Annotated in this window: 15 protein-coding genes; 14 read left to right on the top strand and 1 reads right to left on the bottom strand. The window is 37.4% G+C overall.

The genetic code is table 11. The annotated features are described in order from the left end of the window. The first annotated feature begins 23 nt into the window (after window positions 1-23). From ACIP9W_RS17165 to ACIP9W_RS17115, 11 genes are all read left to right on the top strand, one after another. Window positions 24-1,025, top strand: coding sequence for an LTA glycolipid anchor biosynthesis glycosyltransferase, IagA/BgsA family (locus ACIP9W_RS17165; protein WP_400791798.1), 1,002 nt, complete (start codon window positions 24-26; stop codon window positions 1,023-1,025). A 97-nt stretch (window positions 1,026-1,122) separates the two neighbouring features. Then, on the top strand, window positions 1,123-2,301 hold the full coding sequence (locus tag ACIP9W_RS17160; RefSeq protein ID WP_400791796.1) for a glycosyltransferase family 4 protein: 1,179 nt from the start codon (window positions 1,123-1,125) through the stop codon (window positions 2,299-2,301). 221 nt (window positions 2,302-2,522) lie between these two features. Beyond that, on the top strand, window positions 2,523-3,701 hold the full coding sequence (deoB, locus tag ACIP9W_RS17155) for a phosphopentomutase (RefSeq protein WP_400791793.1): 1,179 nt from the start codon (window positions 2,523-2,525) through the stop codon (window positions 3,699-3,701). Between the two features lie 20 nt (window positions 3,702-3,721). After that, the gene (locus ACIP9W_RS17150; RefSeq protein WP_400791790.1) at window positions 3,722-5,011 is read left to right on the top strand and encodes a thymidine phosphorylase; all 1,290 of its coding nucleotides are present in this window, start codon (window positions 3,722-3,724) and stop codon (window positions 5,009-5,011) included. A gap of 219 nt (window positions 5,012-5,230) precedes the next feature. Further along, window positions 5,231-5,452, top strand: coding sequence for a hypothetical protein (locus tag ACIP9W_RS17145; protein ID WP_400791788.1), 222 nt, complete (start codon window positions 5,231-5,233; stop codon window positions 5,450-5,452). Between the two features lie 352 nt (window positions 5,453-5,804). After that, on the top strand, window positions 5,805-6,161 hold the full coding sequence (locus ACIP9W_RS17140; protein ID WP_142537252.1) for an STAS domain-containing protein: 357 nt from the start codon (window positions 5,805-5,807) through the stop codon (window positions 6,159-6,161). Next, complete coding sequence (spoIIAB, locus tag ACIP9W_RS17135) at window positions 6,151-6,597, top strand: anti-sigma F factor (protein WP_142537251.1); 447 nt, start codon at window positions 6,151-6,153, stop codon at window positions 6,595-6,597. The genes ACIP9W_RS17140 and spoIIAB overlap by 11 nt, the downstream gene beginning before the upstream one ends. Next, on the top strand, window positions 6,597-7,385 hold the full coding sequence (locus tag ACIP9W_RS17130) for a SigF/SigG family RNA polymerase sporulation sigma factor (RefSeq protein WP_373287579.1): 789 nt from the start codon (window positions 6,597-6,599) through the stop codon (window positions 7,383-7,385). Before spoIIAB ends, ACIP9W_RS17130 begins: the two co-directional genes overlap by 1 nt. 26 nt (window positions 7,386-7,411) lie before the next feature. After that, on the top strand, window positions 7,412-8,830 hold the full coding sequence (locus ACIP9W_RS17125) for a spore germination protein (RefSeq protein WP_400792118.1): 1,419 nt from the start codon (window positions 7,412-7,414) through the stop codon (window positions 8,828-8,830). Between the two features lie 69 nt (window positions 8,831-8,899). Beyond that, entirely contained in the window at window positions 8,900-10,216 is a 1,317-nt protein-coding gene (gene lysA, locus ACIP9W_RS17120; protein ID WP_400791784.1) for a diaminopimelate decarboxylase, read from the top strand. A gap of 211 nt (window positions 10,217-10,427) precedes the next feature. Further along, complete coding sequence (locus ACIP9W_RS17115) at window positions 10,428-10,787, top strand: GNAT family N-acetyltransferase (protein ID WP_142537249.1); 360 nt, start codon at window positions 10,428-10,430, stop codon at window positions 10,785-10,787. Window positions 10,788-10,890: 103 nt separating this feature from the next. Here ACIP9W_RS17115 and ACIP9W_RS17110 read toward each other — a convergent pair whose 3' ends face one another. Beyond that, window positions 10,891-11,430: a DUF309 domain-containing protein gene (locus ACIP9W_RS17110; protein ID WP_400791781.1), complete on the bottom strand. Its 540-nt coding sequence runs from the start codon at window positions 11,428-11,430 to the stop codon at window positions 10,891-10,893. A gap of 45 nt (window positions 11,431-11,475) precedes the next feature. On the opposite strand from ACIP9W_RS17110, the gene ACIP9W_RS17105 reads away from it, so the two are divergent. From ACIP9W_RS17105 to ACIP9W_RS17095, 3 genes are read left to right on the top strand one after another with little or no spacing between them, the layout of a single operon-like run. Beyond that, window positions 11,476-12,255 carry a segregation/condensation protein A gene (locus tag ACIP9W_RS17105; RefSeq protein ID WP_400791778.1) on the top strand — a complete coding sequence of 260 codons (780 nt, stop codon included), beginning with the start codon at window positions 11,476-11,478 and terminating at the stop codon, window positions 12,253-12,255. Next, window positions 12,227-12,814 (top strand): SMC-Scp complex subunit ScpB, encoded by a 588-nt coding sequence (scpB, locus tag ACIP9W_RS17100; RefSeq protein WP_400791776.1) that lies wholly within the window; start codon window positions 12,227-12,229, stop codon window positions 12,812-12,814. The genes ACIP9W_RS17105 and scpB overlap by 29 nt, the downstream gene beginning before the upstream one ends. Continuing rightward, a complete protein-coding gene (locus ACIP9W_RS17095; RefSeq protein ID WP_400791774.1) occupies window positions 12,804-13,826 on the top strand; it encodes a D-alanyl-D-alanine carboxypeptidase family protein in 1,023 nt (340 codons plus the stop codon). The genes scpB and ACIP9W_RS17095 overlap by 11 nt, the downstream gene beginning before the upstream one ends. Window positions 13,827-14,024 lie beyond the last annotated feature (198 nt).

The following is a 14,024-nucleotide window of genomic DNA, read 5'->3' as shown; positions in this document are numbered from 1 at the left end:
AAATTCAAAAGACGAGGTAGCTTATGAAGGTTCTATTGTATGCTAAAAATTTGAAGCTGGTCGAAAAAAGCGGCGTCGGGAGAGCCATCTATCATCAACAGAAAGCTTTAGAAGAAAATAATATTCCTTTTACGATGAATCATCTAGAAGATTTTGATATTGTGCATATTAATACTGTTTTTCCAGTCTCTCTATGGATGAGTAAAGCTGCTAGGGCTAACGGTAAGAAGGTCGTATACCACGCTCATTCTACGGAGGAAGATTTTAAAAACTCTTTCCGTGGCTCCAATTTAGTAGCACCTTTGTTTAAAAAGTGGCTCATGAGATGTTATGACAGCGGAGATTTGATCATCACACCGACAAGTTATTCTAAAAGACTACTAGAAGGTTATGGTTTAAAGAAGCCAATTGTCCATATATCAAATGGAATCGATTTAGACTATTTTTCAAAACGTGAGGAGTATAGCAAACGCTTCAGAGAAAAATATCAATTTAAAAAAACGGATAAAGTAATTGTTTCTGTAGGCCTATTTATTGAGAGAAAAGGGATTGTAGATTTTGTTAAACTTGCAAAAATGCTACCTGAATATACATTTATGTGGTTTGGGTACACGAATTTAAATACAGTATCTAGCAGTGTAAAAAAGGCGGTAGAGACACAATTGCAAAACTTACATTTCCCTGGTTATATAAGTAGAGAAGAGCTTAGAGATGCATATAGTGGAAGTGATTTGTTTTTGTTTCTTACACATGAAGAAACCGAGGGAATTGTTTTGTTGGAAGCGTTGGCTATGAAGCTACCAGTTTTAATTCGAGATATTCCAATTTATGAAGACTGGCTTCGTGATCAGGAGCATGTATACAAAGCTAATATCCTGGAGCAATTTAAACAAATAATAATAGGGATATTGGATAAAGAGATGCCATCTTTAGTAGAAGGCGGTTATGAAGTAGTGGTAGAAAGAGATATTAAAACAATAGGACAGCAACTAGGCAATGAATATAGAAAGCTACTTATGCATTAGTTTGGATGAATTTACAAAAAAGATAAATAGTATTCGATTATGCTTTACATTTCAACTTTATACTTTAGCTATCAGTAAAGAAGAAGGTGTAAGGAAGATGAAAATTGGTCTTTTTTCCGATACATTTTATCCTCAAATCAATGGGGTTGCTAATTCTGTTCTCATACTTAAAGAAAATCTTGAAATGTTTGGCCATGAAGTATACGTTTTTACCACAACTGATCCAAAAGCAAGCAATAATGAGAAAAATGTATATCGAATGCCGAGTATTCCATTTGCAAGTGCAAGACGCTTAGGAATGTTTTACCATCCTCGATTAGTAAGATTTATTAAATCATTAGAGTTGGATATTATTCATACACATACCGAATTTTCGTTAGGCATTTTCGGAAGGGCAATGGCTAGGAAATTTCATATACCTTTGCTACACACGTACCATACGATATATGAGGATTATACGCATTATATTGTAAAGTTTAGAATGCTAGATTTCATAGCAAAAAACACAGCTAGAAAAATAAGTGCTAACTTTTGTAACTCAGTCGATCGAGTGATTGTTCCAACCGAAAAGGTAAGGGATTTATTGTCCGTTTACAATGTAGAACGACCGATATTTGTTGTGCCAACAGGCATTGAGCTTAAAAAATTCGCCAATGTTAATAAAAAATCCGCGACTGTACAAAATTTGCGCACCGATTTAGCAATCGAAGCCGATGACCAAGTGCTACTGTACATCGGAAGAATATCAGAAGAAAAAAATATTGCGGAACTATTGCTATCGTTGAGATCCTATTTAGCCGAAAATGCAAGTGTAAAATTTGTACTTGTCGGTGACGGTCCAGAAAGAAACAATTTAGAAGAACTAACAAAGCAGCTGGGCATCGATAAACAAACGCTCTTTATAGGAGAAAGACCTTGGGATGAAATCGGCATATATTATCAGTTAGGTGATGTTTTTATAAGTGCCTCCCAAAGTGAGACACAAGGACTTACTTATATTGAAGCATTAGCATCTGCGCTACCGGTAGTGGCAAAAGCGGATCGTTGTTTAGACGGGGTATTACAAAACGATGTGAACGGCTATGTTTTTTATGGAGCGGAAGATTTTGTCCAGTTTATCAATCGTATTTTAGATAGTGAAAGAAAAAAAGAATGTTTATCGCTAGGAGCTATCCAGTCAGTTGAAAGATTTTCAGCCACTTATTTTGCAAGGGCAATTGAGGCTATGTACGAAGGTTTACTTGATGAGCATAAGAAATTGTACCATGTCTCGTAATAGGAGATTATATGCGGATTTTTCTAGATGCAAGATGTTCTTAAATATTGTACAGCCAGTCATCCAGTATTTTATTTTACTGGGGGCTGGCTGTTTATTTCGTTTTGTTTTCAACTATTGTTATAATAGGTACACAACAAATAATAAAATAAGTCAGAGGTCTGACCTGTACATTCCTGAAATTTTTGGTAAACTAGAAGAAAATAGTAGGAGGCAAAAAAATGAGCAAATTCAAACGTATTCATGTTATCGTAATGGACTCCGTTGGTATCGGCGAGGCACCTGATGCCGCTGCTTTCGGGGATGTAGGATCACATACTTTAGGACATATTGCAGAGAAAATGAATGGCCTTCACATGCCGGAGATGCAAAAGCTTGGACTTGGCAATATCGACACGATTCAAGGGATTGAACGAGTAGAACATCCAACTGCATATTATGGAAAAATGCAAGAAGCCTCTGTTGGGAAAGATACAATGACAGGACATTGGGAGATTATGGGGCTGAACATTGATAAGCCTTTTAAAGTATACCCAAATGGATTCCCACAAGAACTAATCTCGGCTTTAGAAGAAAAAATAGGTCGAAAAGTAATTGGTAATAAACCAGCGAGTGGTACAGCTATTCTAGATGAACTAGGCGAAGAGCATATGAAAACTGGCGCAATCATCGTTTACACTTCAGCAGATCCAGTTTTACAAATTGCTGCACACGAAGAAATTGTTCCTTTAGAGGAACTTTATCATATTTGTGAAGTGGCAAGAGAATTGACGCTTTCTGAGGAATTTTTAGTCGGTCGAGTGATTGCACGTCCATTTATCGGACAGCCTGGAAATTTTGCTAGAACGTCGAATCGTCATGATTATGCATTAAAACCTTTTGGTCGCACAGCGATGAATGAATTACAGGATGCAGGACTAGATGTTTTAGCAATCGGTAAAATTTATGACATTTTTAATGCAGAAGGAATTACGGCTACTGAACGTACAACGGACAATATGGACGGTATGGATAAATTTATCGTGACATTAGATAAAGATTTTACTGGCATTAGTTTCTTAAATTTAGTAGATTTTGATGCTTCTTTTGGACACCGTCGTGATCCAATCGGATATGGAAAAGCGCTAGAAGAATTCGATGCACGTTTAAAAGAAGTATTGCCTAAGTTAACTGAGGAAGATTTACTTATCATCACTGCGGACCATGGGAATGATCCAACAATGCCAGGTACGGATCATACACGCGAATTTGTTCCGTTAACTGTTTATTCTCCGGCATTAAAAGAAATGAAAGAGCTTCCAATCCGCATGACGTTTGCGGATATTGGTGCAACAATTTCTGAAAACTTTGGAGTTGCTAAAACTGCATTTGGCGAAAGCTTTTTATCTTTATTAAAATAAATGTTAAGGCGGGAAAACACATGAATATGCTTGAATTAATAGATAAGAAAAAACGCAACCATTCACTTACAGAAGAAGAAATAAACTATATGATCACGAAATATACTAAAGATGAGATGCCAGATTATCAAATGAGTTCGATGCTTATGGCAATTCTCATCAATGGAATGGATGAAAATGAGACAGCTTGGTTAACAAAGGCAATGGTAGAATCAGGCGATGTTATTGATCTTTCCAGTATTGAAGGATTTAAAGTGGATAAGCATAGTACAGGTGGGATTGGCGATAAAGTAAGTTTACTTGTTGCGCCTATTTTAGCATCCCTAGATATTCCTATTGCGAAAATGAGTGGTAGAGGGCTTGGAATCACTGGAGGGACAGTGGATAAGTTAGAATCTATTGAAGGCTTTCATGTAGAATTGGAAGCGGATGAATTTATTAAACAAGTAAATGAACATAAAATTGCCATTGTCGGTCAATCGGGTAATTTAACGCCAGCAGATAAAAAATTGTACGCTTTACGTGATGTGACAGGAACAGTCGACAGCATTCCATTAATCGCTTCTTCCATTATGAGTAAGAAAATAGCGAGTGGTGCGGATGGGATCGTACTTGACGTAAAATGTGGTAAAGGCGCATTTATGAAGGATTTAGAACATGCATCCGAGTTGGCTAAAACAATGATTCAAATCGGTGAAAGTTTAGGTAGAAAAGTAGCAGTTGTTATCACTGATATGAACCAGCCGCTTGGTCATAATATCGGGAATAAGCTAGAAGTAGCGGAAGCCTATGATTTCTTAAGTAACTACAAAGAAAGCGAACAAGGCTTGTTAGATGTTACAATAGCGATTTCTTCTAAAATGTATCAACTTGCAACGGATGTGAGTGATGAAGTTGCAGAGCAAAAAGTGTTAGAAACCCTTTCTAATGGTGCGGCACTAGCGAAATTAGAAGAATTTATTACTGCTCAAGGCGGAGATGCTTCGGATGTTCATGCGAAAACTACAAAACATGAGATCGAAGTGAAAGCTGCCAAAGATGGGTACATTAGCTTGATTGACGCGGAATTAATCGGAAAAGCTTCTCTTTTAGTAGGAGCAGGTCGCTTAACAAAAGCGGATGTATTAGATTTCGACGCTGGAGTTAAATTGGTGGCACTTAATGGGCAATCAGTTAAAAAAGGCGATACACTAGCAGTTCTGTATTCTAACAAAGATGCGGTGGAAGAGTCTGTTCGATTGATCGAGGAAGCTTATTCTATAACAGATGCTGAACCAGTGAAAAATCAGTCTATATTGAAAATCATGTAATATTTGTGAGGAAAGCAGCCAAACGTCCAAATTTGGCTGCTTTTTTGTGTGCAGAGGCGCTCTATGCTCGGATAGGGTAATTTAATGATCGTTTAGGGAAGTTATATGCGCGGATACAATAGTCAAATGCTCGATTGAGGAATTAATATAAACATTCGTATGATTATATCTTTATATGTTAAAATGTAGGGAAATATAGTAAGGAAAGAAGGTGGAGTATTGATCAAAACAATATTTGTTGGTTTAGTATCATTTATCCTTGTAAGCAGTCTACTTTTGATGATTGGCTACTTATTTGATATTAATCTGTTCAGGTATAGTTTTTATGAAGAAACTTCAACAGGGTTCGAAGCAGGTGGCTCTGTAATTCCTTTTCTGATTGGTTTAATTTGTAGTTATTTTATCGGCAATTACTATCAAAAGAGACAGCTTGGTTATTAAGGCTGAATGATCTTATGTAAAGCTGCATGATTCAATGTTCGTGTAATAGCGTTTCTTGGGGTTTAGCAATCATTTGTGCTTACATAGTTGGGATGTATGCGCCCCTATGTTTGCACACAACAACCCTATGTACACTCCATATTTACGTAATCAAATAGGCATCTCGTAAAGGTTTATAAAAACTTTTACGAGATGCCTATTTTTTGATTAAAAAATACGAAAGCTTCCCATACTTATAAGGAGCAGCCCTTTGTCGAAAATCGACTAATAAGATATCATTTCTTCTACTTTTGTCAAGCGCAAGGAATAACATCTGTTCATGTAGAATTGCGCTATTAGAGGAGGCGATTTTATGATTCATGAAGTAGAAAGAGTTGGAGAAGAAATTATTATTATTCGATTAAAAGGTGAATTAGATCATCATAGTACGACAGATATTCGCAATGAAATAGTGCCACTGATAAAAAATGGGTCTATTAAAGTATTAGTTTGGAATTTAAAAGATTTAAATTTTATGGATAGTTCAGGCATAGGGCTTATTCTCGGAAGAATGCGTGAGCTTGCGCCAATCGAAGGACAAACCATCATCGTCAATCCTTCACCGACGATGAAGAAAATTTTTCAGTTTGCAGGATTAAGTCCCTACATTTATAACGAATCAGAAATTGAAATTATGTCAAAGTTAGGGGGAATTGTTTATGGACAATGAGATCACACTATCTTTTATAGCAAAAAGTGAGAATGAAGCATTAGCGAGAATGGTAATGTCCAGTTTTATCGCAGCAATTGATCCGACAATCGAGGAGTTATCCGAATTTAAAACAGTTATTTCTGAAGCGGTAACGAATGCCATTGTACATGGATATGAAGAGGATGGAGTAGGAAAAATTGAAATTCATGCACAACGGATAGATAGAGAAATTATTGTATCCATTGTGGATTATGGACGCGGAATTCGAGATGTAAGTCAAGCTCGGGAGCCACTTTTTACAACAAAACCGGAGCAGGAGCGTTCTGGAATGGGGTTCACCATTATGGAAAGCTTCAGCGACGATGTGGAAATATACTCAATTCCTGATAGGGGGACGACTGTAACTATAACGAAGCGATTTGTGCCAATTCAAGAATCTAGCAGGATTGTCTAATGATGAATAATAAGACGACATCGGCTTTATTAACCCAAGAAAAAATGAGAGAACTCATTGCCTTGTCTCAAGCTGGTGATAAACAGGCAAGACAGCAAATGATCGAAGGGAATACTCGGTTAGTTTGGTCAATCGTGCAGCGCTTTGCTTCACGTGGAGCCGACTTAGAGGATTTGTTTCAAATTGGTTGTATCGGCCTGATGAAATCAGTGGATAAATTTGATTTGGCGTATGAAGTAAAGTTTTCTACGTATGCAGTTCCTATGATTATTGGAGAAATTCAGCGGTTTTTAAGAGATGATGGAATGGTGAAGATCAGTCGTTCTATACGGGAGTTAAATTTTAAAATTCGTCATGCAACAGATGATTTTCTGAAAAAGCATGAACGTCAACCAACGATTCTTGAACTAGCAGGTATTTTAGAAGTATCGAGAGAAGAAATTGTCATGGCTACCGATGCATTAAGAGATCCTGCATCCTTACAAGAGCAGTTGTATGAAAATGATAGTGGAGATGCACTTACATTAATGGATCAAATGAAAGATGAACGCTCGGAGAAGTCATTTGACCATATTCCACTGAGAGAGCTAGTGGAAAAATTAGATAAACGAGAACAAATGATTATTTATTTGCGATATTACCTAGACTGTACACAGAGTGACATTGCCGAACGACTCGGTATTTCGCAAGTACAAGTATCACGACTCGAAAAGAAAATATTAAGCCAGCTTAAGTTATGGCTAGTTCCAGCTGGCTTTGAAGAGCAATCAAAAGCAAAAGATAGGTGATTGAAACGAAACCTTTATTTTCAAGTATGTCTGAAGCAGAATCGTACTTAAAAGAAAAATTCGGTGTAAACGAATCGTACGATTTTGGCACTTTGCATACGCATTTGTATGAGTTTCCTGTACTCCTTGTGTATATTAATGGATTAGTGGATGGCATGGTTCTGACAGAGTTACTTACGAATGCGCAGGTTGAAATACAAGAGGGGACAGTCGACGAAAATAATATTATTGAACATTATTTTCCATATTATTCGATTACCCAGTACGATTCTAAAGAGAAATGGCTAGTAGCGTTACTCAGTGGACAAGTAACATTCATCTTAAACAATGGCTCTGTTTATACAATCGATGTCCGGTCCTATCCAGGAAGAAATCCGGAAGAACCGGATAACGAAAAAGTAGTAAGGGGTTCAAGAGATGGATTTACGGAAAATATCGTACAAAATACTGCGCTTATTCGAAGAAGAATTCGGGACCCAGATTTAAAGTTTGAACTACATCAAGTATCAACTTTAGGTCAAACAGACATTGCAATATCGTATATCAAAGGTATTGCCAATGAGGATAATTTAAAGCAAATCAGAGATAGGCTAAGCCAAATAAAGCATGATGGCTTTACAATGACTGATAAAGCACTGGAAGAATGGTTGTTTAAGCAAGGATTCCATCCATTGCCATTTGTGCGATATACGGAAAGGCCAGATATTGCAGCCGCTCATTTGTTGGAAGGGCATATCGTCGTTGTTGTGGATACATCTCCATCTGCTATTATTGTTCCAACAACGATTTTTCACCATTTGCAGCATGCAGAAGAATATCGGCAAGCTCCTTTAATCGGTACACTGGTACGGTGGATTCGTTTGGCAGGTGTTTTGTTAAGCTTATTTTTACTTCCTTTTTGGTATTTGCTTTCGAAGCATCCGGAGTTTTTGCCGAAAGCCCTTGATTTTTTTGGACCGAAAGAAACTGGGGAAATTCCACTCTTTCTGCAAATAATTTTCGCTGATGTGGGGATTGAATTTTTGCGGCTTGCTGCCATTCATACTCCTACTCCATTATCGACAGCGATGGGGATTATTGCGGCATTAGTCATCGGTCAAATGGCGGTAGATGTTGGGTTGTTTGTCCCAGAGGTAATTTTGTATACGGCGATTACAGCGATCTTTACGTTTGCTATTCCTTCGTATGAACTAAGTATTTCAACGAAAATTTTTCGAACATTTATATTAGTCTGTACGGCACTTTTAGGGGCAAATGGATTTTTTATCGCGCTGGTCATCTTGCTTTTCTATGTAGGGTCTTTAAGACCTTTGAATGTGCCTTATTTATGGCCGTTAATGCCATTCTTTCCAAAAGCATTTATGCGAATACTAGTCCGTTTCCCTATGCCAGTAGATGCAAAGCGTCCGTTTATCACTAGATCGTACGATCGCAAGCGGTCATGAATGCCATTGCAATATCCTCTTTTAATGTGGTAAAGTTTCTATAGCGAAAGAGGAAAAGAGGCGATTTAATTGGTGACGGTATCAACACATGCAGTAAATGAAAAAGGACATTTAGTACTAGGTGGAATCGACAGCCTAGAATTAGCAAAAACATATGGAACACCTTTGTTTGTATATGATTTGTCGCTCATAAGAGAACGTGCACGTGCATTTATCCAAACATTCCAAGAACAAAATGTACCTGCGCAAGTTGCTTATGCGAGTAAAGCTTTTTCTAGTGTGGCAATGTATCAAGTAATGAAACAAGAAAATTTGTCACTTGATGTAGTTTCTAGCGGAGAGTTATATACAGCGATTAAAGCCGGTTTTCCAGTAGAACGAATCCATTTCCATGGAAACAATAAAAGTAAAGAAGAATTATTACTAGCTATTGAACATAATATCGGCTGTATCGTTGTAGATAACTTCTATGAAATCGAGTTATTAAAACAACTATCTGCAGAACTAAACCAAAAAGTAAACATTCTTTTACGCGTCACTCCAGGTGTAGAAGCACATACACATGACTATATTACAACTGGACAGCAAGATTCTAAATTTGGTTTCGATTTGATGAATGGACAAGCAGACCTTGCTTTTGGACAAGTGCATCAGGATGATTATATTCAATTGCTTGGCCTTCATTGTCATATTGGGTCTCAAATTTTTGAAACAATCGGATTTAAAGTCGCTGCAGAAAAATTGATCAAAAAAATGATTGAATGGCACCAGGACTATGATTTTGAGTGTACCGTATTAAATTTAGGCGGCGGCTTTGGGATTAGGTATACAAAAGAAGATGCGCCACTTGAACCTTCTGTTTATGTAAAAGAGATGATCATGGTCGTTAAAGGTCTAATTGCTGAAACAGATTTTGCAATGCCTGAAATTTGGATCGAACCAGGCCGTTCGCTTGTTGGGGATGCAGGAACTTCTTTATATACAATTGGTTCCCAAAAAGAAGTACCGGACGTTCGAAACTATTTGGCTGTAGACGGTGGAATGTCGGATAATATTCGTCCTGCCCTATACGGTGCATTATACGATGCAGTAATTGCAAATAAACTGGATGAAAAAGCAGATGAAACGTATACGATTGCTGGTAAATGTTGTGAATCAGGGGATAAGCTGATTGAACATATTACATTACCAAAAGCAGAACCAGGAGATATTTTAGCGATGTTCTGTACCGGTGCTTATGGTTATGCCATGGCAAGTAATTACAATCGCCTAACTAGACCTGCTGTTGTGTTTGTGGAAAATGGAAAGCATCAATTAGCTGTTAGAAGAGAAACACTAGAAGATATTGTTCATCTTGACCTTCCTCTAACGATGGAAAAGGAGTGAAGGTAAGTTGAAAAAAACAAATCGTATGTTATTTCTCATGTTATTAATAATAGGAATTGTATGGGGAGTAATATATTGGATCTTTATAGCACCAAATGCTGATTTGTAATTTGACCAAAAGTCGTGTACGATTATAATGATCATTTTAATCTTATTTTATGAGAGTCTTCCTATTTTCTAGAAGTGATGAAACTAAAAGAGGGTTTTAACTATGTTGCTACGGTATAAAAAAGCATTCGAAAAAATTTCTATGGGTCTTCTATCATTTATGCCTCATGAAAAAGACGTAAAAAAGTTACTAGAAACGATACACATGTATGAAACGAATCCAGATTGGCATTTGTTTTTATGGAAAAAAGGTGAGGATTTAGTAGGATTAGTTGGCGTTCGCATGAATAATACAGATGGAATTATTCAGCATCTTTCCGTCAATCCGTCTCATCGCGGGGAAGGTGTTGGGAAACAAATGCTTCAAAGTCTCCCATCAATTTTACATACATCGTCTATCCAACCAACCGAAGAGATTAAGTCTTTCTTCGAAAAATGCCAAATAGAAAAAGAAGAGGATTGACTTATTTTAAGTCATCTCTTCTTTTTTTCTGTCTAGACTCCGGCGCCTAGCCCCTCGAGGTCAAATGTGAAATAGCTGCGGTGGCTGAGGAGCTGCCTCCTCGCTATTCCCCATTTGCTTGTCGGGGCTGGGACAGGCGCTTGCGCATTTCTTTTTGTCTTTCTCGCTCGATTAGTATTTCCGAACGGTCTCTGAGCATATGCTTATGAGTAAGAAAGTGTAAATCCTCTTCAGCTGTAGTGCCAAGCGCATCAACTAATCTCTCTAGTTGCTCATTCATTAGTTCAATCGTAAATTGCTGAAATGCTTTTTTTTCTTTCATTAAACTAATAGAATGGGTAGTATCTTGCATAAGTTTAGTGTAGTCGATTGTATCGTAATAGGCAGATGGAGAAGTTTCGACGAATCGTTTTATACTTCCATTCATTGTTTTAATCGCTCCCGTAATATTGCCCCTACGCCAGTGGTACATAGATGTGGACAATAGGATGAACGCTGTTAGTGGGTGATTTTTACCGGCTTGCGGAACTTCCTTCCAGTAGTCTTCTAGTAGTTCATGGCACTCAAAATAATCTTTCGTACCATTAAATTCTTTTATAAATTGGACAAAATTAGGATGGAATGTAGGATGCAATGTAATCACCTTTCCTCTATAATGATGTTAAAAACCGATAATAGGTGGAGTAATATGTCTTATGAAGTAAAAACAGAAGCATTTGAAGGACCCCTTGATTTATTATTACATTTAATAAATCGTTTGGAAATAGATATATATGATATTAAAATGGCGGAAATCACAGCACAATATATGGAGCATGTGCATGCAATGAGTGTTTTGGAGCTAAATGAAGTTAGCGAATATTTAGTAATGGCAGCTACACTACTATCTATTAAAAGTAAAATGCTTCTTCCCATCCATCAAGATGATGAGATGGAAGATGATTTTGATATTAATATAAATGACCCAAGGGACGAGTTAGTACTAAAGCTAATAGAATACAAGAAATACAAAGAAGCGGCAGTTAGTTTGCAAGAAATGGAGGAAACTCGTAATCTATTTTACACAAGACCACCAACTGATTTAAGTGAATTGCAAAATAGTAAGCAGCTTGCTTTGTTTGAGCTAGACGTAAATGTATACGACATGCTTGGTGCATTTCAAAAAATGCTACGTAGAAAACAGTTGAATGCACCACTACACACACGAGTAAGTAAACAAGAAATATCGATCAAAGATCAAATGAAAAGTGTTATTTCAACCTTAAAGCAAAACAAAGGTAGGCTATCTTTTTATGAGCTGTTTCCAACAAGGGATAAAACCACGATCGTGACGACATTTTTATCCATTTTAGAGCTTATGAAACGCCAAATTGTGCAAGTAGAGCAAAATAACAATTTTGATGATTTATTTGTTCTTTTGCGAAAGGAAGATTTAGAAAGTGAATTCGAAGACGAAATTGATGAGTAATATTGAAAGTCTATTGTTTGTTAGTGGAGAAGACGGCTTAACGAAAAAACAATTAGCTTTTTTAACAAGTGAAACAGAAGAACAAATTGCCGAAACGCTTGAAGCGATGATGGAGGCATATGAAAAAAGTGAAGACCGAGGAATTGAGATTAAGCAGCTTGCTGGTACTTTCCAATTAGTGACCAAGCAAGGGAATGCAAATAGTATTCAAAGGCTAGTAGAAAACCCTACTACACAATCTCTTTCCCAGGCATCACTCGAAGTATTAGCGATCATTGCATATAAACAACCAATTACAAGAGTAGAAATTGAAGAGATTCGAGGGGTAAAATCAGAACGACCGATACATACGTTATCCTTAAAAGGCCTGGTGAAAGAAGTTGGGCGTGCAGATGGTACAGGGAGAGCTATATTGTATGGAACAACAACGGAATTTCTTCAATACTTTGGATTACAGGATATTCGTGCATTACCTCCGCTTCCAGAAGATATCTCGGTGGATGAGATGGAAGACTCGGACTTGTTCTTAACTAAGTTTCAAGAAACATTTGAAGGATAGAAATAATTTAAAGAGGAGTATTTTTATTTATAAAAAAATAACTTTATTTTTTCTGTTTTTTCTATTTTGGCAAGTAGGTAACGTAGAAGCTTCCTCTTCCTATGCAGTAATTGATGTACAAACGGGGAGATTGTTGGAAGGTAGTAATGAATCCGTAGAATTACCAATAGCAAGTTTGACGAAAGTATGGACGGCCTTAACAGTTTTAGACAATGCTTCTTTAGAGGATGAAATCACCATCTCGCAAGCCGCTGCCACACAAGAAGGTTCCTCTTTATATTTAAAGCCTGGCGAAGTGTGGACAGTAAATTCCTTGTTGCATGGGCTTATGCTCCAATCTGGAAATGATGCTGCGTACGCACTAGCAGAACATGTTGGTGGATCCATAGATGGTTTTACACATCTGATGAATGAAAAATTTCAAGTGGCCGGGTTAAAGAACTCCCATTTTACGAATCCTTCGGGACTCCATAGTGATGACCATTTCGCATCTGCATATGATATGGCAAACATGTTTCGACTAGCGCTTCAAAACGAGCAATTTAAAGAAATTGCCTCAGCGAAAAGCTTTCAACCGAAAGAGCGGAATATTCGTTGGAGTAATAAGCATCGCTTAATACATGATAAAGAAATAGCGATCGCTGGTAAAACAGGATACACGAAAAGAGCAGGAAGAACGCTTGTTACTTATTTCAAAGAAGATGACAAAGAAATTGTAGTCGTAACGTTAAATCACTCCAATGACTGGGCCTATCATACTTCGCTTGCTGAACGCGTATTTGCAAACTACGATTCAGTGAAAGTCGTGAAAAAAGGCAAGTATCGAGTGTTTCAAAAAGAAGTCATTGAAGTGGAAGACGATCAATATCTATTGTTAAGTAAGGAAGAACGAAAAAAACTAAAAAACGTTCTACTAATCCCCCGAAAAACAACAGCAACCAATCCATATTTATGGAATGTAACGATAGACGATCAAATTGCCTTGCGATTTAGTGTGAACAAAATTAAATAAACGGCTTTACTATAAGGGGATGTGACTTTGTCACATCCCCTTATTGTGCGCTTGGCAGCGCTTTTCTCTAACGGGTGAAAGTCCCTAACATGCCGTAGTGGCAGAAGTGTATAGCTGACTGGTAGTGCGGGTATCGCGAGATTCCGTGCGGAGGACTAGAAGGCAAAACCCGGAACAGATGGCATTACCCAGGTTGGC

This window comes from Psychrobacillus sp. NPDC093180, from assembly GCF_044754065.1.
Taxonomy (GTDB): domain Bacteria; phylum Bacillota; class Bacilli; order Bacillales_A; family Planococcaceae; genus Psychrobacillus.
Note: the sequence above shows the minus strand (reverse complement) of the source record. Positions and strands in the feature narration are given on the sequence as shown.